At 61.3% G+C, this 22,053-nt stretch carries 8 protein-coding genes; 4 read left to right on the forward strand and 4 right to left on the reverse strand.

All coding sequences use genetic code 11. The features are described from left to right. Positions 1 to 16: 16 nt before the first annotated feature. The 4 genes from POR16_RS08855 to POR16_RS08870 are packed head-to-tail and all read right to left on the reverse strand — an operon-like array spanning position 17 to position 2,668. The gene (locus POR16_RS08855) at positions 17 to 589 is read right to left on the reverse strand and encodes a DUF6162 family protein (RefSeq protein WP_005887628.1); all 573 of its coding nucleotides are present in this window, start codon (positions 587 to 589) and stop codon (positions 17 to 19) included. Beyond that, on the reverse strand, positions 586 to 918 hold the full coding sequence (locus POR16_RS08860) for a hypothetical protein (RefSeq protein ID WP_005887629.1): 333 nt from the start codon (positions 916 to 918) through the stop codon (positions 586 to 588). Before POR16_RS08860 ends, POR16_RS08855 begins: the two co-directional genes overlap by 4 nt. Further along, entirely contained in the window at positions 915 to 1,457 is a 543-nt protein-coding gene (locus POR16_RS08865) for a hypothetical protein (protein ID WP_005887631.1), read from the reverse strand. The genes POR16_RS08860 and POR16_RS08865 overlap by 4 nt, the downstream gene beginning before the upstream one ends. Next, on the reverse strand, positions 1,454 to 2,668 hold the full coding sequence (locus tag POR16_RS08870; protein ID WP_005887632.1) for a PepSY-associated TM helix domain-containing protein: 1,215 nt from the start codon (positions 2,666 to 2,668) through the stop codon (positions 1,454 to 1,456). The genes POR16_RS08865 and POR16_RS08870 overlap by 4 nt, the downstream gene beginning before the upstream one ends. A gap of 295 nt (positions 2,669 to 2,963) precedes the next feature. Between POR16_RS08870 and POR16_RS08875 the strand changes: the two genes are divergently transcribed. The 4 genes from POR16_RS08875 to POR16_RS08895 all read left to right on the forward strand — a co-directional run bounded on the left by POR16_RS08875 (position 2,964) and on the right by POR16_RS08895 (position 22,052). After that, the gene (locus POR16_RS08875; RefSeq protein WP_122381080.1) at positions 2,964 to 3,941 is read left to right on the forward strand and encodes a TauD/TfdA family dioxygenase; all 978 of its coding nucleotides are present in this window, start codon (positions 2,964 to 2,966) and stop codon (positions 3,939 to 3,941) included. Positions 3,942 to 4,318: 377 nt separating this feature from the next. Next, on the forward strand, positions 4,319 to 7,729 hold the full coding sequence (locus POR16_RS08885; RefSeq protein WP_005887635.1) for a non-ribosomal peptide synthetase: 3,411 nt from the start codon (positions 4,319 to 4,321) through the stop codon (positions 7,727 to 7,729). Continuing rightward, a complete protein-coding gene (locus tag POR16_RS08890) occupies positions 7,726 to 15,582 on the forward strand; it encodes a non-ribosomal peptide synthetase (protein WP_154897050.1) in 7,857 nt (2,618 codons plus the stop codon). Before POR16_RS08885 ends, POR16_RS08890 begins: the two co-directional genes overlap by 4 nt. Before the next feature lie 14 nt (positions 15,583 to 15,596). Continuing rightward, positions 15,597 to 22,052: a non-ribosomal peptide synthetase gene (locus POR16_RS08895; protein ID WP_154897051.1), complete on the forward strand. Its 6,456-nt coding sequence runs from the start codon at positions 15,597 to 15,599 to the stop codon at positions 22,050 to 22,052. The last annotated feature ends 1 nt before the right edge of the window (position 22,053 follow it).

Raw genomic sequence — 22,053 nt, forward strand, 5'->3', positions numbered from 1 at the left:
AAATGAATGCGGAGTTTCAGTGCGGGTGCTGACGTGTCACGCCAGCATCGAATTGTGCGACGACCTGTTTCCAGCCAGCATCGGTCAGGGCCTTGTCACCGAGGTCGCTGACTGACGCCAGGGAGCTGCTGCGGTTGATCCAGATGTCAGGCTGATCGCCACGCGACGAATCGACACGCATCAGAAACGAGCCTGCCACGCTGGGTGCCTGAGTCAGCCCCAGGTAGGACTGCTCGACCATTTGCCAGACATGACCGCCACGGCTCACCGAGCTGACGTCTTGGGTGAATGGCGCAAAGCCTTCTTCGCCAAGTTGTTGCGGTGTGATCGGCGTCTGCTGCTCTTCGGCCAGCAGGCGAATTTCGTCGAGGGTCACGCGCAGATCGGCGTAGATGCCTTGCTCGGCGGCGCTCAGGTCACGTCGTGCGTCGAGTTGATGGCTGGCAAGGCTATGCGTTTCCTGGGTGTCACGGTGCAGGCTGACGACCCCTGCAGCAACGCCGAGGATCAACAGGCACAGCAGCAAAACGTAGAGAGTTTCATGCCCGGCGCCAGCCGGACGGACGATTTGTCGGGTTGGCGCACTCATGGGGTCGAGATATCCGCCTGATCGATTTCCACCACATGGCCGGGGCCTGCGTCGAACAACACGTAGAATTCGGAAGCAGGGCGCTTGAAGGTCACGGTCGAATCCTCACCCAGCTTGCCGGGCACCAGAATGGTTTCGTCGTAGCCGATGACGTCGAGGGTTACGCCGGGCGCACCGCTGCCGTCGGAAAAACCACCGGTGCAGCGGATCTGCTCGTTGTCGATCTGTTTGCATTCGCACATCGGGTTGTGCGCCAGGGCGTTGCCGCTCAGGCCAAGCAGGCAAAGGGCGCTGGCCTTCAGCCAATGCAGGGAAGGGCGGGCACTCATGGTTTGGCTCCTTGTTTTTTCAGCCACGCCACGGTAGTCGGCGAAGCCTGTTGCAGAGGGATGGAAGTCTGATGCATGGTGCCGTCCCAGCCTTCCATGGTGATCCACAGGTCTGAGTCGGGGCTGGTGTTTTCCGCAACCTGCATGAACGCGCTCATGCGGTAGCCACCACCGAAGAAAATCACCCCGGCGGTGCGCAGGCTGCGCGGCTTGCCGATGCGCAGGTAAGTGGCCTTGACCCGGTCGATGCAGGCATTGCACAGCGCGGCGTTGAAACTTTTCATGTAGCCCGACGGGCCGGACAGGCGCGGGGCTTCGTTTCGGTCTTCTGCAAGGCGCAGGCTCCACGGGCCGACCTGTATCTCGCCGACCTCACGCTGGCCCAGGCCTTGATCGCCCCGATCCAGCGCGTTGTCGGAGAAGTATTTGGGCATGAAACCCAGTGGGATCAGCACCAGCAATACATTGATGTGGAAGCGCCACTTGTGCCAGAAACGGCTCAGCGACGATGCAGGTTGTGCGACAGCGACCTTGCTCACAGGCTGTTCTCCGGGGCGCGGGTCGCCAGTGGCGAGGTATGTAGTTCCGGGGTGTACACGACAGGCCTGATTTTGGCTTCACGCTTGAGGGCGTTAAGCGTCGCCAGCGCGGTGCGTTTGCTCCAGATCAAAAGGCCGCTGAGGACCATCGTGCTCAATAGCAGGCCGAAGAACGCCCAGATCAGCTTGATCCAGATACCGCCGAAATCGCCGGTGTGCAGCGGGCGCATGGACTCGGTGACGAACTCCAGCTTGTTACGGTCCGACAAAAGGTGCGAGGCCGCTATTTCACCGCTGTACGGGTTGATTTCGGCAGTCTGGAACATCAGCGGGTACCAACTGCGGCCACCGACCTGCATGTTGCTGTAGGCATTGAAGGGCGGTGTGATAAAGCTGGCTTCAAGACCCGGAATTCGCTCCTTGGCGATTTCCACAGCTCGCTCCAGGCTGATGGTCGGTGCGGGGCTGCCATCGGCGGTCAGCGGCACGGCGCTGTGCGGGATGATCGACGCGACCTGGGATTTACTCGAGATACTGATCTGGTTATCGCCGAGGATCGCCTGAATCAGAAACCAGGTGCCGGTGATGGAAATCACCGCGATGAACCAGATTGACCAGACGCCACTGAGGCGATGAAGGTCGCCCCAGAAAATCCTCGGGCCCTGACTGAGGCGAACCGGCTTGAAAAAGCCGCGCCAGAATTTCTTGTAGACCACCAGCCCGGTCACCAGCGAAGCCAGCAATGGCAGGCCGAGAATCGACACCAGATACCAGCCCCACGAATAGCCATTGGTGAACGGCACCAGCCACCAGCCGTGCAGTGCGCGGGTAAAGCGGCGGAAATCGAATGACGGCGTGAGGCCCTGAATCACCCCGGTATAAGGGTTGACGTAAGCCGGCACCGAGCGCCCGTCCGGGTAAGTCACGAACACGCTCAGGGCGAAATAGTCACCGTCGGGCTGCATGATCGTGCCGACGATCAGGTCCGGCTCATTGCGCTCGATGGTCGCGCGAATCTGCTCGAAGCTCATGCGCTGGGCATCGTCGGAAGGGCGGTTGTCACGCATCTCCGGGTTGGCAAGCCACATGATTTCCTTGCTGATCACCGCCAGCGTGCCGGTCACGCAGACGATCAGCACGAAGAACCAGATAGGCAGCGCAAGCCAGCTGTGGACGAGGAACCAGATTTTTGAACGGGACTTCTTCGACATGGATTAACAATCTCGATTCACGATGTAGAGCGGGCGTCAGACGGGCTCTCGGTATGCACGCGCGGGCGATATAAAGCCTCGCATTCAGTTAAAGACGAATGAGAACGAGATTTCTCTAGGAATTTTTTGCGTTTAAATGAAAAAAATTGTTTCAGAGCTGCCGGAAACCTCTGCAAGGCACAGGAAATGGGGCAGGCCAGTTAATTTTTCAGTGGCGAAGTACGTTCAATCTGGACATGGGTGTTGCGCCAGGCCGCAGGGGCTCGGGCGCTTTTGTCATCGAGGGAGAGACATCATGAGTCATGCGTTGAGTATGGATATCCGGCCGCTGCTGGCAGGGGCGGGCAGTTTGCCCATGCTGGTGCAGGCGCCCGAACCCGGTCTGGACTTGATCGAAGCGCTGGGCGAACTCAAGCCGCTGGTAGCCGAACACCTGTATAGCGCAGGCGGCATTCTGTTCCGCGGATTTGAAGTGGGCGGAGCCGAAGCGTTTCGTGAGTTTGCCGGCGGTTTTGGTGATCCGCTGCTCAACTACGAGTTTGGCTCCACGCCGCGCAGCAACGTCACCAAGGGCGTGTACACCTCCACCGAATACCCTGCGCACCAGAGCATCCCGCTGCACAACGAGCAGGCCTACACGCTGGACTGGCCGATGAAAATCTGGTTCTACAGCATGGTCGCGGCGCAGACCGGCGGCGAAACGCCGATTGCCGACAGTCGCGAGATCTACCGGCGCATCCCGGCGCGCATTCGTGATCGCTTCATCGAAAAAAAGCTCATGTACGTGCGCAACTACGGCAACGGGCTGGATGTGGAATGGAGCCAGGTGTTCAACACCGAAGATGAACGTGTAGTCGAAGCGTATTGCCAGGCACACAACATCGAATGCGAATGGAAAGACGACGGGGAACTGCGCACCCGGCAAATCTGCCAGGCAGTGTCCCGCCATCCGGTGACCAAAGACACGGTCTGGTTCAACCAGGCGCACCTGTTCCATATTTCCAACCTGCAACCGGAAGTGCGCGAAACCCTGCTGGACGTCGTGGACGAAGAAGACCTGCCGCGCAACGTCTACTATCGCGACGGCTCGCCCATCGAAGAAAGCCTGCTGGACGAGATTCGTGGCGTACTAGATGACTGTACCGTCAGCTTCCCGTGGCTGGAAAACGACGTACTGATGCTCGACAACATGCTCACCGCCCACTCGCGTGCCCCGTTCACTGGCAAACGCAAAGTCGTGGTGGCGATGGCGCAGGGGCATTCTGACAAGTAAGCGCCTGCAGATTATCGTGCCGACGCTTTGCGTCCGATCCTGAATACGCAGCGCGGTGTAGATTTGTGACGCGGAGCGTCATGCAAGGCATCCCCACGCTGGAGCGTGAGGGACGATAGGTGTCTAACTGACCAACTATCGTGCCGACGCTTTGCGTCGGTATGCAGTTCTGGACGCTCAGCGTCCGGTCCTGAATCTGCGGCGCGGTGTATATATGTGATGCGGGGCCTCATGCAAGGCATCGCCACGCTGGAGCGCAGGGGACGATAGGTGCCCAGCTGTCACCACTACAAACCTTTCTAAATATTTCCCCGCCAATTCGTTCTTGTTGATACGACCCCGCCCGACGGTCAGCCCCATTCAGCAAGGATCGACCCATGAACCCCGAACACGCCCAGAAACTCGCTCGTCGTTTTGTCGAGTTGCCCCTTGAAAAACGTCGCCTGTTTCTCGATGGCATGCGCAAGGAGAACATGGATTTCTCGCTGTTCCCGATCCCTTCCTGTGCAGGGCTGGCCGAGCGTGACGGGCTGTCTTATGCCCAGCAACGCATGTGGTTTCTCTGGCAGCTGGACCCGCACAGCGCAGCCTACAACCTGCCGATGTCGGTGTGCCTGAACGGCCCGCTGGAGCTGCCGCTGCTGGAGCGGGCGTTCAGTGCGCTGGTCGAGCGTCATGAAAGCCTGCGCACCACCTTCGGTCAGGACGGCGACCGTGCGTTTCAGCGTGTTGCACCGCCATCACCCGTAAACATTCGTCTGATCGACATGAGCCCGTTGCCGCCGGAGCAGCGCTGGTCGAACGCGCGGCAGGCGATGGCCGAACAGTCGGCGCAGACCTTCGACTTGCAGCGTGGGACGCTGTTTACCGTGCAGGTGTTGCGCCTCGCCGAGCAAGAACATCTGCTGCTGCTCAACCTGCACCACATGATCACTGACGGCTGGTCGATGAACGTGCTGATCGACGAATGGCTGCGCGGTTACGACGCGCTGCTGGCTGGCAAGCCGCTGCCCTTTGAACCATTGGCTGTGCAGTACCGCGATTACGCCGTCTGGCAGCGCAGCTGGCTGGAGGCTGGCGAACAAGAGCGCCAACTGGATTACTGGCGCGAGCACCTGGGCACAGAACACCCTGTACTGGAATTGCCCACAGACCGTCCGTACCCGGCACTGCCCAGCCACGACGGCGCGCGCCTGGAGCTGGCGCTTGCGCCCGAACTGTTGCGCAGCCTGAAAAATCTCGCGCAACGACAGGGTGTGACCCTGTTCGTGGTTCTGCTGGCGACTTTCAAGAGCCTGCTGCATCGCTACAGCGGGCAGACCGATATTCGCGTCGGCGGCCTGATCGCCAACCGCACGCGCAGTGAAACCGAAGGCCTGATCGGCTGCTTCATCAACACCCAGGTACTGCGCAGTGAAGTTACGGCGCAGACGCGCTTTGTCGATTTGCTGCACACCGTGCGCGATGCCTCGACCGGTGCCCAGGCGCATCAGGAACTGCCATTCGACGCCATCATCGATGCCCTGCAGCCGGAGCGCAGCCAGAGCCACAACCCGCTGTTCCAGGTGATGTTCAATCACCAGCCGGTGGTGGCCGACTTGCTGGACAAGCAATTGAGCGGCGGCCTGCGCGTGGCCAATCTGCCCGCCGAGCAACAAGCACTGGCCCAGCGCTCGCATGCTGCGGCCAGTGATCTGATGCTTGCTACCAGCGGCGAAGGCGAACAACTGAATGCCGCCTTTACTTACGCCACCGATATTTTTGACCAGGCCACTATCGTTCGTCTGGCTGATCACTGGCGTAACCTTTTGGCGTCGGTCTGCGCTGACCCGCTGCAAACCATTGCCGAGCTGTCGATGTTGTCGGCTGACGAGCGCACGCACCTGCTGGCTGTCGACAGCACCATCAAGGCAGACACCATCACCCCAGCGCATCGCCAGTTTGAAGCGCAAGTGCAGCGAACGCCGGACGCACTGGCGCTGATCCTCGCCGGTGAAAGCCCGTCACCGAGCCTGACCTATTGCGAACTGAACGAGCGCAGCAACCGCTTGGCCTGGCAATTGCGCGAGCAGGGCGTTGGCCCGGAGTTGCTGGTCGGCGTGGCGCTGGGCCGCTCGCTGGACATGCCCGTCGCGCTTCTTGCTGTACTAAAAGCCGGCGGTGCCTACGTACCGCTGGACCTGAGCGCGCCGGGTGAGCGCATGCGTCACGTGCTGCAAGGCAGCGGCTTGAAGCTGCTGCTGACCCACAGTGAACAACGAGCGAAGCTGCCTGAGCTGGCTGGCATTCAGTACCTGTGTATCGATCAGATGAGCAGCGCACAAGCCAGCACGCACAACCCGGACGGCGCAATCAATCCGGCCAGTCTGGCCTACGTGATCTATACCTCGGGGTCGACCGGTCGGCCAAAAGGCGTGGCGATCAGTCATGGCGCACTGGCTGAATTTGTAACCTTGGGCGCGTACTACAGCGACCTGCGCGAGGGCGACCGGGTCCTGCAATTTGCCACCCAGAGTTTCGACGGTTTTGTCGAGCAGTTCTATCCGCCGCTGTGTCGCGGTGCTGCCGTGGTAATGCGTGACGAGCGCCTATGGGACAGCACCACTTTCCATCAGGCCGTCGTCGAACACGGCGTGACCCTGGCCGACTTGCCTGCAGCCTACTGGCTGACCCTGGCTCAGGATTTTGCCGCCAGCCCGCCCACGCATTACGGCTCGCTACGACAGGTTCATGTCGGCGGTGAGGCGATGGCTGTTGAAGGTCTGCGCCTGTGGCACAAGGCCGGGCTGGGCCATGTACGCCTGCTCAACACCTACGGCCCGACCGAAGCCACGGTGGTGTCGAGCATCCACGATTGCAGCGCGCTGACCCCGGAGCAGGTGTCGTGGCGCGGCGTGCCGATCGGCAAAGGCCTGGCGGGGCGTCGTTTGTACGTGCTCGACGATCAACTGAACCTGCTGCCGCAAGGCGCGCTGGGCGAGCTGTACATCGGCGGGCCGGGTCTGGCACGGGGTTATCACGCCCAGCCAGGCCTGAGCGCCGAGCGTTTCGTGGCGGATCCGTTTGTTGCCGGCGAGCGCCTGTACCGCACTGGCGACCGTGCCCGACTGCGCGCTGATGGCGCCATCGAGTACATCGGCCGGGTCGATCATCAGGTGAAAATTCGCGGTTTCCGTATCGAACTGGGCGAAATCGAATCGCGCCTGCAGCAATGCACGGGCGTGCGCGAAGCAGTGGTGCTGGCTGTCCTGATTGCAGGCAGTACGCAACTGGTCGCCTACGTGGTGCCACAGGTGGCGGCAAACAGCGACACCGAGCAACTCGCGTTGCGCCAGAGCATCAAGACCCAACTGCAAGCCAGCCTGCCGGATTACATGGTGCCAACACACCTGTTGCTGTTGGCAGAACTGCCGCTGACGCCCAGCGGCAAACTGGACCGCAAGGTGCTGCCTGCACCTGACGCCAGCCAGTTGCAGGCCCGTTATCGCGCGCCGCACAGCGAGGTGGAAATCTGCCTGGCGGCTATCTGGCAGGAAGTCCTGCACGCGCAGCAGGTCGGGCTGGATGATCACTTCTTTGAGCTGGGCGGCCATTCGCTGCTCGCCGCGCAAGTCATTGCGCGGATCAAGACCCGGCTCGGTATCAGCCTGCCGCTGCGTGTCCTCTTTGAGAAACCGCTGCTGGGCGAACTCGCCACCGAAGTGGCACTGCTGACTGACAACACACCGGATAACGACTGGAGCGACATGGACCAGTTCATGGATTCACTGGAGGAATTTGGCGCATGACCGGGACCACTGCTGCACGTATCGCGAAACGTTTTGTCGGTCTTTCGTTGGAACAACGCCAACAGTTCCTTGCCCGCCTGCGTCAGGACGGCAAGGATTTCAGCCTGTTGCCGGTGCCGGTCAGTCGTCATGATTTCAGCGCGATTCCACTGTCATTTGCCCAGCAACGTCTGCTGTTCCTCTGGCAGCTCGACCCGCTGAGCGATGCCTACAAGATGACCACCGGCCTGCGTTTACAAGGCCCGCTGAACGAGTCGGCCTTGCGCCGCGCGTTCGATCACCTGATCGAACGCCACGAAGTATTGCGCACGGTGTTCCAGACCGATGGCGATCAGGCGCTGCAAGTGCTGCTGCATGATCAGGCGGTGGCGCTGGACAGCATTGATTTGTCCGGTCTGGCTGATATCGAGCTGCGTGATGCCGAACTGGCCTTGCGAATAACCACCGTGACCAGCCAGCCGTTCGACCTGCGCACAGGCCCGTTGCTGCGTGCGCACCTGTTCCGCCTCGCCAGCGACGAGCATGTGCTGGTGGTGAACATGCACCACATCGTCTCCGACGGCTGGTCGATGGACGTGATGATTCAGGAGTTTGTCCACTGTTATCAGGCGTATGTCGAAGGTCGCGAACCGAGTCTGCCGGCGTTGCCGCTGCAATACGCCGACTACGCCATCTGGCAGCGCCGCTGGCTGGAGGCGGGCGAGGGCGAGCGCCAACTGGATTACTGGCGCTGCCAGTTGGGCGACGAGCAGCCGCTGCTGGACGCCGCGCAGGACTTCCCGCGCCCGGTCACGCAAAGCTTTCAGGGCGAGCACCTGCGCTTCGATTTCGGCGCTGAGTTGTCGCACCAACTCAATACCTTCGCCCGCACCCAAGGCATGAGCCTGTTCATGCTGGTGCTGGCCGGTTTTTCGTTGTTTTTGTCGCGCAAGGCAGGGCAGCGCGATATCCGCATCGGCGTGCCCAACGCCAACCGTGGTCGGGCGGAAACCGAAGGGTTGATCGGCTTCTTCATCAACACTCAGGTGCTGCGCTGCCAGATAGATGAGCGCCTGAGCTACCTCGATTTGCTGGCGCAGATTCGCGACACCTCGTTCGGCGCGCAGGCGCATCAGGACGTGCCATTCGAGCAACTGGTCGATCACCTCGCGCCAGAGCGCAGCCTTGGGCATAACCCGTTGTTTCAGGCCAAGTTCAACCAGAACGTCGTCCTCAAGCAGAAGACCGCCCTCAAGCTGGCGGGGCTGGAGGTCAGTGAATATGCCTTTGAAAAGCAGGGCGCGCATTTCGACCTGGCGCTGGACATTACCGACGACGGCACGCTGATCCACGGTGACATGACCTACGCCAGCGACCTGTATCGGCGTGCGACCGTCGAGGGCTTCATCCCCGAATTGCTCGACCTGTTCAAGACCTTGCTCGATGCGCCGAATGCGCCACTGTTCAGCCTCGGCGCGCTGGCGGTCGAGCTGCCGCGCGAAGTTCGTGAGCCTGCGCCTCAGGTGTTGCAGCTCTGGGACCGGCAGGTCGAAAGCCAGCCCGATGCGCTGGCCGCCCGCTGCCTGGACCGCACCTTGAGCACTCGGGTGCTGGATCAGGCGGCCAATCAGCTGGCTCATCACCTGATCGGACTGGGTGTCCGCGAAGGCCAGCCGGTCGCGGTATTGATGGAGCGCTCGCTGGACTGGCTGACGGCGGTGCTGGCGATCTTCAAGGCCGGTGGCGTGTACATGCCATTGGACGTCAAAGCCCCTGATGCACGCCTGCAACAGATGCTGAGCAATGCCCGGGCAAAAGTACTGTTGTGTGCCGCAGGCGATCTGCGTCAGACCTCTCTGAACGTTGCCGGTTGCCAAGGCCTGGCCTGGACGCCCGCGCAGTGGCAGGACTTGCCGCCCCGTCGTCCTGATACCGAGTTGCCTGCCGATTCTGCGGCCTACGTGATTCATACCTCCGGCTCCACCGGCCAGCCCAAAGGCGTAGTGGTCAGCCAGGGCGCGCTGGCCAGTTACGTGCGTGGCGTGCTTGAGCAGTTGCAACTGGCCCCCGAGGCGAGCATGGCGCTGGTCTCGACCATCGCCGCCGACCTGGGGCACACCGTTCTGTTCGGCGCGCTGTGTTCGGGGCGTACGCTGCATGTGCTGACCGAGACGCTGGGTTTCGACCCCGACGCCTTTGCTGGCTACATGGCCGAGCATCAGGTCGGTGTGCTGAAAATCGTCCCAGGTCATCTAGCCGCACTGCTGCAGGCGGCGCGACCTGCCGATGTACTGCCGCTGCATGCGCTGATCGTCGGCGGCGAAGCCTGTTCGCCAGCGCTGGTCGAGCAGGTCCGTCAGCTCAAGCCGGGTTGCCGAATCATCAATCACTATGGACCGAGCGAAACCACCGTCGGCGTACTGACCCACGAGGTGCCAGCGTCATCATGCCTTGATCAAAAATTGAACGTGGACACGCTCCCACAAGAACCCGCCAAGGTACCGGTCGGCGCGCCATTGCCGGGGGCCAGCGCTTACGTGCTGGATGACGTGCTCAACCCCGCCGCCACGCAGGTGGCCGGAGAGCTGTACATCGGTGGCGATAGCGTTGCGTCGGGCTACATCGGCCAGCCTGCGCTGACTGCCGAACGCTTCGTACCGGACCCGTTTGCCCAGGATGGCTCCCGCGTTTACCGCAGCGGCGACCGCATGCGGCGCAATCATCAGGGCTTGCTGGAATTCATCGGTCGCGCCGACGATCAGGTCAAAGTGCGCGGCTATCGTGTCGAACCTGCTGAAGTGGCGCGGGTGCTGCTGAGCCTGACTTCGGTCGCGCAAGTCAGTGTGCTGGCGTTACCTGTCGATGAGGACGAATCGCGCCTGCAACTGGTGGCCTATTGCGTCGCGGCAGCCGCTGCCAGCCTGACTGTCGACAGCCTGCGCGAGCAACTGACGGCGCGCTTGCCCGACTACATGGTGCCCGCGCAGATCCTGCTGCTGGAGCAACTGCCGCTGACCGCCAACGGCAAACTCGACAAGCGCGCCTTGCCCAAACCGGGTGTGGTCAAACAGCGTTACACCGCACCGGTCGGCGAGATCGAGGAAAAGCTCGCTGCGGTCTGGGCCGACGTACTTAAGCTGGAGCAGGTCGGCAGCACCGACAACTTCTTCGAACTGGGCGGCGATTCAATCCTCAGCCTGCAAATCATCGCCCGCGCCAAGCGCCAGGGCATCAAGCTCAGCCCCAAGCAGTTGTTCGAAAAACAGACCATCAGCCAACTGGCTTCGGTGGCCAGACTGATCGAGAAAAAGCCCGCTGCGGCGGCAGAGCAGGTCAGCGGTTCGCTGCCGCTGCTGCCGATACAAGCACGTTTCTTCGAACTGGACATCCCTGAGCGTCAGCGCTGGAATCAGGCGCTGATGCTCAAGCCCTTGCAAACGCTGGATGCAACTCCTCTTCAAGCGGCACTCACCGCTCTGATCGAACAGCACGACGCGCTGCGTCTCGGTTTCACGCAACAGAACGGCCAGTGGCAAGCCACGTTCGGCGCGCTGAACACTCGGGATTTGCTTTGGGTTCACGAATTGGACAGCCCTGAACGATTGACCGAACTGGCTAACGAAGCACAACGCAGCCTGGACCTGAAAAACGGTCCGTTGCTGCGCGCAGTGCTGGTCAACCTGCCACACGGCGAGCAACGTCTGTTGCTGGTGATTCACCATTTGGTGGTGGACGGCGTGTCTTGGCGGGTGCTGCTGGAAGACCTGCAACAGGCTTATGCCGCGCTGGTAGCCGGTCGGCCGCTGACGCTGGCGGCGAAAACCACGTCGCTTCAGCGTTGGGCCGAGCAATTGCAGCAGTATGCGACCGGCGCCGTGCTGACGGCCGAGCGCGATTACTGGCTGCGCGCTTTACAGGGCGACGATCAGCCGCTGCCCCGCGACAAGCCCGAAGGCTCGATGCGCAATCGCGATGCGGCCCATGCCTCGTCATGGCTGAGCAAGGACCTGACCCACAAACTGCTGAAAGTCGCGCCTGCCGCCTATCGCACGCAGGTCAACGACCTGTTGCTGACCGCTCTGGCGCAAGTGCTGTGCGAGTGGAGCCAGCAATCGTCGGTGTTGATCCAGCTGGAAGGCCATGGCCGCGAAGACTTGTTTGACGACACTGATCTCAGCCGCACAGTCGGCTGGTTCAGCAGCCTGTTCCCGGTCCGCCTCACGCCGCAAATCGCGCCGGGTGCAAGCCTGTGCGGCATCAAAGAACAGTTGCGTGCCGTGCCGAACAAAGGCATTGGTTACGGCGTATTGCGTCATATGGCTGACTCGACGTTTGCGCAGCCATTGGCCGCGCTGCCCCAGGCGCGGGTCACGTTCAATTACCTGGGCCAGTTCGACGGCAGCTTCAATGAGCAACAAGGCGCGTTGTTCGTGCCGAGCGCCGACAGTGTCGGCGTTGCGCTGTGCGAAGACGGCCCGCTGGGCAACTGGCTGAGCCTCAACGGTCAGGTGTTCGATGGCCAGTTGCAACTGGACTGGACCTTCAGCCGCGAGGTGTATCAGCCTTCGACCATCGACACCCTGGCGCGTCGTTACGAGCAGGCGCTGACCACGCTGATCGAACACTGCATCGCCGGGCATCAAGGCGTCACGCCGTCTGACTTCCCGCTGGCGCATCTCACTCAGGCACAACTCGATGCGCTGCCGATTGCGGCGGGCGAGATCGAAGACATTTACCCCTTGTCACCGATGCAGCAGGGCATGCTGTTTCACTCGTTGTTCGACGCAGCTGCGGGCAACTACATCAATCAGATGCGGGTGAACATCAGTGGGCTGGATGTGCCGCGATTCCACAACGCCTGGCAATCAGCGGTCAATAATCACGAGGTGCTGCGCAGCTGTTTTGTCAGCCAGAGCGAGCAGTCGCTGCAAGTGGTACAGCGTCAGGTGACGCTGCCGTTTGTCGAGCTGGATGCGCGGGGCAAACCCCAAAACTGGCTCGATGACTGGGCGCAGGCCGACCGTCAGCAGGGTTTCGATCTGGCGCAAGGGCCGCTGTTGCGCCTCGCGGTACTGCGCATTGCAGATGACCGTTGGCAATTGATCTACACCAGCCACCATATTTTGATGGACGGCTGGAGCAGCTCGCGGCTTCTGGGCGAAGTGCTGCAACGCTACAGCGGTCAGATGCCGCCGAAACAGGCGGGGCGTTACCGCGATTACATCCAGTGGTTGCAGGATCAGGACGCTGATGTCAGCGAGCGCTTCTGGACCGCAGAGCTGGCCGAACTGGATGAGCCGAGCCGCTTGTTGCAAGCCTTCAAAACATCAACCGATCAGCAGGGCTATGGCGATTACATTCAGTTGATCGACGCCGACGGCACCCACCGCTTGAACGAGTTTGCCCGCGAGCAGCACGTGACCCTCAATACGCTGGTGCAATCTGCCTGGTTGTTGCTGCTGCAACGCTACACCGGCCAGTCCAGCGTGACCTTTGGCGCCACGGTGGCCGGGCGTCCGGCTGAATTGTCGGGCGTCGAAGAGCAACTGGGCTTGTTCATCAACACCCTGCCGGTGATCGCCAGCCCGCGTTCAGAACAGACCGTCGGCGACTGGGTGCAGCAGGTGCAGGCGAAAAACATCGCCCTGCGCGAACATGAACACACACCGCTTTACACTATTCAGCGTTTGGCACGGCACAGTGGCGAGGCGCTGTTCGGCAACATTCTGGTGTTCGAAAACTACCCGGTGTCCGAAGCCTTGCAGCGTGCGCCGGACGGTCTTGTCTTCAGCGACCTGCGCAATCAAGAGCAGGCGCATTACCCGCTGACCCTGGTGGTCGAGGCCAACGACGTGTTGTCGGTACGTTTCAGTTACGACCGGCAACACTTCAGTGCCGAAGGCATTCTGCAACTGGCGGCGCATTTCGATCACTTGCTGCAAAGTCTCAGTGCATCCGCAACGACGCGTCTCGGCGAACTGGCCCTGCCAGCCGTCTGGACGCAAAGCGTGCAGCGCTACCCGAGCGAGCACTGCGCCCATCAACGCATCGAAACCCAGGCAGAACGCACCCCGCAGGCCATCGCCCTGAGCTTGGGTGCCGAGCAATTGAGCTATCAGCAGCTCAACAGCCGCGCCAACCAACTGGCCCACAAACTGCGTGAGCAGGGCGTCGGCCCGGATGTTCGCGTGGGGCTTGCGGCTGAGCGCAGTCTGGAGATGATCGTGGGCATGCTGGCGATCCTCAAGGCCGGGGGCGCTTACGTGCCGCTGGACCCGGATTATCCGCAGGATCGCTTGAGCTTCCTGATGCAGGACAGCGGTATCGAATTGTTGCTGACCCAAGCACATTTGCTGGATCAGTTGCCGATTCCTGCGCACGTTCAAACCCTGAATCTGGCGGATGCGCTGGATGGTTACAGCACTGAAAACCCGACCAACCAGACCACGCCGGACAACCTGGCCTACGTGATCTACACCTCGGGCTCGACCGGCAAACCGAAAGGCACCTTGCTCGCCCATCACAACCTGATGCGCCTGTTTGCGGCTACAAATGACTGGTTCAAGTTCAACGAAAAAGACGTCTGGACGCTGTTCCATTCGTTCGCCTTCGACTTCTCGGTCTGGGAGATTTTCGGCGCGCTGCTGTACGGTGGCCGACTGGTCATCGTGCCTCGCGAAGTAACCCGTTCGCCGGAAGAGTTCCATGCGCTGCTGGTTGAACAGCAGGTCACGGTGCTTAACCAGACGCCATCCGCCTTCAAGCAACTGATGCGTGTGGCCTGTGATTCGCCTGTGCCTATGTCGTTACAAAAAGTCATCTTTGGCGGCGAAGCGCTGGACGTCGCCAGCCTGAAACCCTGGTTTGCGCGTTTCGGCGATCAAGCGCCGCAACTGATCAACATGTACGGCATCACCGAAACCACCGTGCATGTGACCTTCAGGCCCATAACCGAGGCCGACACACACAACCCGGCCAGCCCGATTGGCGAGGCGATTCCGGACCTGTCGTGGTACGTGCTGGACGCCGATTTCAATCCGGTTGCCCAGGGTTGCAGCGGCGAGTTGCACATCGGCCATGCCGGTCTGGCGCGGGGTTATCACAATCGTGCGGCACTGACGGCCGAGCGCTTTGTGCCGGACCCGTTTTCCAACGACGGCGGTCGTCTGTACCGCACCGGGGATCTGGCCCGCTATAAAGCTGCCGGAACCATCGAATACGCGGGCCGTATCGACCATCAGGTCAAAATCCGCGGTTTCCGCATCGAACTGGGCGAAATCGAAGCGCGACTGCAAGCGCATCCGGCTGTGCGCGAAGTGGTCGTGCTGGCGCTGGAAGGTCAACTGGCGGCGTATCTGCTGCCGACTCAGCCTGATCAGGATCAACAAGCTCTACGTGAAACCCTGAAAGCCGAACTCCGGGCGCATCTGCCGGATTACATGATGCCGACCCATTTCATCATCCTCGAGAAGCTGCCGCTGACGGCCAACGGCAAGCTGGACCGCAAGGCGCTGCCAGCGCCGGACGCGAGCCAGTTGCAGGCGGCCTACGTCGCGCCGCAAGGCGAGCTGGAAGAACAGTTGGCGTCGGTCTGGAGCGCCGTGCTCAACGTCGAGCAAGTCGGGCGCAGCGATAATTTCTTCGAACTCGGTGGCCACTCGCTGCTGGCGGTGCAGATGCTGGTGCGGGTTCGCGAGCAGTTGCAGCGCGAGGTCGGCCTCAAGGACTTGTTCGAGCAGCCGGTGCTGGCTGACTTCTGCGCCGCGCTGCAAGAAAAAAATGGCGAAAGTGACCATGCACTGGACGAATTGACTAAATCACTGGAGGCACTCAAACGTTTATCAGCGGAGGAAATTGATAATTTGATCGCTTAGCAGGAGAGACCCCAGTGCAGCAGTTGCTTGACTCCGTTAAATCGCTGTCCGCCCGTGAACGCAAGGCGCTGGCGATCCTGCTCAAGCGCCAGGGGGTGAATCTCTATGGGGTCACGCCGATTGCCAGGCGAGAGACGCAGGAGCCGTCTGCGTTATCGTTTGCCCAACAGCGGCAATGGATCATCTGGCAACTGGAACCGCACAGCGCGGCCTACAACATTCCGTTGGCGCTGCGCCTGCATGGCACGCTGGATGTCGAGGCGCTCCGGCGCAGCGTCGAACAACTGATCGAACGCCACGAAACCCTGCGCACCACGTTTAAACAGCAGGGCGACGAGGCGTTGCAGGTGGTGCATCCGGCGTCGCCGTTTGCGCTCAATGTTGATCAACTGGCACTGGGCGAAACGGTCGAACGCTATGTTGATCAGGAAGTGCAGCGGCCTTTCGATCTGCAACATGGGCCGCTGTTGCGGGTCAGGCTGCTTGAACTGAGCGAACAGGAACACGTGCTGGTGCTGACCCAGCACCACATCGTCTCCGATGGCTGGTCGATGCCGATCATTGTTGACGAGCTGATGCAGTGCTATCAGGCCGCCTCGCTGGGTCGCGAAGCCGAACTGGCCCAACTGCCAATCCAGTACGCCGACTACGCGATCTGGCAGCGTAACTGGCTGGAGATGGGCGAGCAGGAACGCCAGCTGGCTTACTGGAAGCAGCAACTGGGCGATCAGCAGCCGATTCTTGAATTACCCACCGATCGACCACGTCCGGCGCTGCGCAGCTACGACGGCGCGCGACTGAACGTCGAGCTGGACGCTGCGCTGCTGAACACCCTCAAGGCACTGGCGCGGCAGCAGGGCATCACCCTGTTCATGCTGTTGCTGGCGTCGTTGCAAACCTTGCTGCACCGCTACAGCGGTCAGGCCGACATACGCGTTGGTGTGCCTGTCGCCAACCGCACCCGCAGTGAAACCCAAGGGCTGATCGGCTTCTTCGTCAATACCCAGGTGCTCAAGGCCGAGTTCGGCGCGCAGACCACCGTGGCCGACCTGCTGCAACAGACCAAACAGACTGCCGTGCAGGCCCAGGCCCATCAGGACCTGCCGTTCGAGCAACTGGTCGAAGCCTTGCAGCCGCAGCGAGACCTGAGCCGCAGCCCGCTGTTTCAAGTGGCCTACAACCACCAGAGCGAAGGCTACAACGAAGCCCGCGAGCTGGCCGGTCTGCGCCTGGAGTATCAGGTGTCCGACAAACACACCGCGCAGTTCGACCTGACCCTGGACACTTGCGAACGCCAGAACGGCCTGGCTGCCTCGCTGACCTACGCCACCGACCTGTTCGACGCCACAACCATCGAGCGCATGGCCGGGCACTGGCGCAACCTGCTGAGCGGCATGTGCCGCGACGTCAATCAGCGCATCGCCGACTTGCCATTGCTGAGCGTTGAAGAGCGGCAGAATACGCTGCGTGACTGGAACCAGAAACGTGCTGTTTATCCGAGCGAACATTGCGCCCATCAACGCATCGAAACCCAGGCTGAACGCACCCCGCACGCCATCGCCCTGAGCTTGGGTGCCGAGCAATTGAGCTATCAACAGCTCAACAGCCGCGCCAACCAGTTGGCCCACAAACTGCGCGAGCAGGGCGTAGGCCCGGATGTTCGCGTGGGGCTGGCCGCCGAGCGCAGTCTGGAGATGATTGTGGGGATGCTGGCGATCCTCAAGGCCGGCGGCGCGTACGTGCCGCTGGACCCGGATTACCCGCAGGATCGCTTGAGCTTCCTGATGCAGGACAGCGGTATCGAATTGTTGCTGACCCAAGCACATTTGCTGGATCAGTTGCCGATTCCTGCGCACGTTCAAACCCTGGATCTGGCGGATGCGCTGGATGGTTATAGCACTGAAAACCCGACCAACCAGACCACGCCGGACAACCTGGCCTACGTGATCTACACCTCGGGCTCGACCGGTAAGCCGAAAGGCACCTTGCTGGCTCATCACAACCTGATGCGCCTGTTCGCGGCTACGGACGACTGGTTCAAGTTCGACGAAAAAGACGTCTGGACGCTGTTCCATTCATTCGCCTTCGACTTCTCGGTCTGGGAGATTTTCGGCGCGCTGCTGCACGGTGGCCGACTGGTCATCGTGCCTCACGAGGTAACCCGTTCGCCGGAAGAGTTCCATGCGCTGCTGGTTGAACAGCAGGTCACGGTGCTTAACCAGACGCCATCCGCCTTCAAGCAACTGATGCGTGTGGCCTGTGATTCGCCTGTGCCGATGTCGTTACAAAAAGTCATCTTCGGCGGAGAGACGCTGGACTTTGCCAGCCTGAGACCCTGGTTCGCACGTTTCGGCGAGCAAACGCCGCAACTGATCAACATGTACGGGATCACCGAAACCACCGTGCATGTGACCTACAGGCCCATAACCTTGGCCGATACACACAATCCGGCCAGCCCGATTGGCGAAGCGATCCCGGACCTGTCGTGGTACGTGCTGGACGCTGACTTCAACCCGGTTGTCCAAGGTTGCAGCGGCGAGCTGCACATCGGCCACGCCGGTCTGGCGCGGGGTTATCACAACCGCGCTGCGCTGACTGCCGAACGCTTTGTGCCGGACCCGTTCTCCAATGAAGGCGGCCGTTTGTATCGCACCGGCGACCTAGCCCGCTACAAAACCGCAGGAACCATCGAATACGCCGGACGTATCGACCATCAAGTGAAGATCCGTGGCTTCCGCATCGAACTGGGCGAAATCGAAGCGCGGCTACAAGCGCACCCGGCAGTGCGCGAAGTGGTCATGCTAGCGCTGGAAGGTCAACTGGCGGCGTATCTGCTGCCGACTCAGCCTGATCAGGATCAACAAGCTCTACGTGAAACCCTGAAAGCCGAACTCCGGGCGCATCTGCCGGATTACATGGTGCCGACCCATTTCATCATCCTCGAGAAGCTGCCGCTGACGGCCAACGGCAAGCTGGACCGCAAGGCGCTGCCAGCGCCGGACGCGAGCCAGTTGCAGGCGGCCTACGTCGCGCCGCAAGGTGAATTGGAGCAGCAGTTGGCAGCTATCTGGGCCGATGTGCTGAAAATCGGGCAGGTCGGTCGCAGCGACAATTTCTTCGAACTCGGCGGCCATTCGTTGCTGGCCACGCAGGTGATCTCGCGTATTCGTCAGCAACTGGATGTTGAACTCTCGTTACGCGACCTGTTTGAAGCCCGCGATCTGGCAGCCTTTGCCCAAGCGGCGGGCGCAGGGCAGGGCAATGACGCGCCACGCTTCATCAAGGCCGACCGCAACCAGCGGCTGGGCTTGTCTTACGCGCAGCAGCGTCAGTGGTTTCTCTGGCAGCTCGACCCTGAAAGCACCGCTTACACGATTCCTGCAGCCCTGCGCCTGAGCGGCTCGCTGGACATCGCGGCGCTGGAGCACAGTTTCAGCGCGCTGATCGCCCGTCACGAGACCCTGCGCACCACCTTCCGCCAGCAGGGCGAACAGGCGGTGCAGATCATTCATGCGCCGCGTGCCTTGACCCTGACGGTTGAATCCGTGCCCGCCGGGCAGACCCTTGAGGCCTGTGTGGAGCAGGAAATGCAGCGCCCGTTCGATCTGGAACAGGGTCCGCTGCTGCGCGTTCGCCTGTTGCACCTGGCCGCCGATGAACATGTGTTGATTCTGACTCAGCACCACATCGTCTCCGATGGCTGGTCGATGCCGATCATGGTCGATGAACTGGTGCGCCTGTACGAAGGCTACAGCCAGGGCCGCGAAGTGCTGCTCGCCGAATTGGACATGCAATACGCCGACTACGCGCTGTGGCAACGCAGCTGGATGGACGCCGGTGAGCAGGCACGGCAACTGGCGTACTGGAAGCAGCAACTGGGCGACCAGCAGCCGATTCTGGAGCTGCCTGCCGATCATCCACGCCCGGTCGTGCAAAGCCACGTCGGTGCGCGGCTGGCGGTCGAACTGGCGCCAGCGCTGATCGACGACTTGAAACAGGTCGCGCGGCAACAGGGTGTCACACTGTTCATGCTGTTGCTGGCGTCATTCCAGACCTTGCTGCATCGCCACAGCGGCCAGCCGGACATTCGTGTCGGTGTGCCGATTGCCAACCGCACCCGCGCGGAAACCGAAGGCTTGATCGGCTTTTTCGTCAACACCCAGGTGCTGCGCGCCGAATTTGACTTGCACACAACCTTCAGCGAACTGCTGCAACAGGTCAAACACACCGCGCTGCAAGCCCAGGCGCATCAGGAGCTGCCTTTCGAACAACTGGTCGAAGCCTTGCAGCCACAACGCAGCCTCAGCCACAGCCCGCTGTTTCAGGTGATGTTCAATCACCAGAGCCAGGCCAGCGCCGAAGTGCGCGCATTGCCCGGTTTGCAGGTTGAAGCGCTGATGTCGGAGAGCTACCCGGCGCAATTCGACCTGACCCTGAACACCGCCGAACAGGACGGCGGCCTCAGCGCAGGCCTGACCTACGCCACCGCGCTGTTCGAGCGCAGCACTATTGAACGCATGGCCGGGCACTGGCTCGCGTTGCTGCAGGCCATTTGCGCCAATGCCGGTCAGCGCATTGCTGATGTGCCGATGCTTGACGCTGCCGAACAAGACCAGATTGTCCGCGACTGGAACGCTACGACTGCCGATTTCCTCAGCGATCATTGCCTGCACAGCCTGATCGAGGCGCAGGTATTGGCGACGCCGGATGCCCCGGCGCTGATTTTTGCGGCTGAACAACTGAGCTACGCGCAACTCAATGCCCGCGCCAACCAGCTTGCGCATCGCCTGCGTGAAGCGGGCGTCGGGCCGGATGTGCTGGTGGGCATCTGTGTCGAGCGCAGCGTGGAGCTGGTCATCGGCCTGCTGGCGATCATCAAGGCCGGTGGCGCTTACGTGCCGCTGGACCCGGATTACCCCGAGGATCGGCTGGCGTACATGATGCAGGACAGCGGCATTGGTTTGCTGTTGACCCAGACTTCGTTGCTGGAGCGTTTGCCGGTTCAGGTGCAGAGCATGTGTCTGGATCAGGACGGCGACTGGCTGGAAGGTTACAGCACTGCCAACCCGGTCAACCTCAGTCATCCGCAGAACCTGGCCTACGTCATTTACACCTCCGGTTCGACCGGCAAGCCCAAGGGCGCAGGCAACAGCCATCGCGCCCTGGTCAACCGACTGCACTGGATGCAAAAGGCTTACGGGCTGAATGAGTCCGACACCGTTTTGCAGAAAACCCCGTTCAGTTTCGATGTATCGGTCTGGGAGTTCTTCTGGCCGCTCATGACCGGCGCACGCCTGGCCGTGGCGTTACCGGGTGATCATCGCGACCCCGAGCGGCTGGTGCAGACCATTCGCCAGCATCAGGTCACCACCCTGCATTTTGTGCCATCAATGCTGCAGGCGTTTCTGACTCACCCGCAGGTAGAAAGCTGTAACAGCCTGCAGCGTGTGGTGTGCAGCGGTGAAGCATTGCCTGCCGAACTGGTCGGCCAAGTGCTCAAGCGTCTACCGCAGACCGGTCTGTACAACCTATATGGCCCTACCGAAGCGGCTATCGACGTGACCCATTGGACCTGCACCAAGGACGACGTGCTCAGCGTGCCGATTGGTCGCCCTATCGACAACCTGAAAACCCACATTCTGGACGATGGCCTGCTGCCTGCCGCACAAGGTGTTGCGGCAGAGTTGTACCTGGGCGGCGTTGGGCTGGCGCGCGGTTATCACAACCGTGCGGCGCTGACCGCCGAGCGTTTTGTGCCGGACCCGTTCGACGAGCAGGGCGGGCGGCTTTACCGCACCGGCGATCTGGCGCGTTATCGCAACGAAGGCGTTATCGAATACGCCGGGCGTATCGACCATCAGGTGAAGATTCGCGGCCTGCGCATCGAACTGGGCGAAATCGAAGCCTGCCTGCTGGAACACGACAGCGTTCATGAAGCGGTGGTCATCGACGTTGACGGCCCGTCCGGCAAGCAATTGGCAGCGTATCTGGTGGCTGAACAGAGCAGCGATCATCTGCGCGAGCTGTTAAAGGCGCATCTCAAGGAGTCGCTGCCGGATTACATGGTGCCGACGCACTTCATCGTGCTGGACAGCATGCCGCTGAGCACCAACGGCAAGCTGGATCGCAAGGCCCTGCCGAGGCCGGACGCCACTCAGCTGCAGCGTCAGTACGTCGCGCCGTCCACTGAACAGGAACAGCAAATGGCTGCGATCTGGGCCGACGTGCTGAAAGTCGAGCGCGTCGGGCTGAGCGACGATTTCTTCGAGCTGGGCGGCCATTCGCTGCTGGCCACGCAACTGATTTCCAGAATTCACACCGGCCTGGGGATCGACATCCCGCTGCGCCTGATTTTCGAGAAACCGCAATTGAACGAATTTATTCAGGCTTTCGCCAGCAGCGGCCTGTCGCTGACCGAGGACGGCTTGTCCGATATCGAAAAAATGATGAATGAAATGGCGGGTATCTGAC

It is taken from the genome of Pseudomonas coronafaciens pv. oryzae str. 1_6 (assembly GCF_000156995.2).
Taxonomy (GTDB): Bacteria; Pseudomonadota; Gammaproteobacteria; order Pseudomonadales; family Pseudomonadaceae; genus Aquipseudomonas; species Aquipseudomonas tremae.

What these genes read in the sequence shown, in the direction of transcription:
- POR16_RS08855 (WP_005887628.1), bottom strand. Translation starts at nt 589, where the DNA reads ATGAGTGCGCCAACCCGACAAATCGTCCGTCCGGCTGGCGCCGGGCAT.
- POR16_RS08870 (WP_005887632.1), bottom strand. Translation starts at nt 2,668, where the DNA reads ATGTCGAAGAAGTCCCGTTCAAAAATCTGGTTCCTCGTCCACAGCTGG.
- POR16_RS08890 (WP_154897050.1), top strand. Translation starts at nt 7,726, where the DNA reads ATGACCGGGACCACTGCTGCACGTATCGCGAAACGTTTTGTCGGTCTT.
- POR16_RS08860 (WP_005887629.1), bottom strand. Translation starts at nt 918, where the DNA reads ATGAGTGCCCGCCCTTCCCTGCATTGGCTGAAGGCCAGCGCCCTTTGC.
- POR16_RS08885 (WP_005887635.1), top strand. Translation starts at nt 4,319, where the DNA reads ATGAACCCCGAACACGCCCAGAAACTCGCTCGTCGTTTTGTCGAGTTG.
- POR16_RS08875 (WP_122381080.1), top strand. Translation starts at nt 2,964, where the DNA reads ATGAGTCATGCGTTGAGTATGGATATCCGGCCGCTGCTGGCAGGGGCG.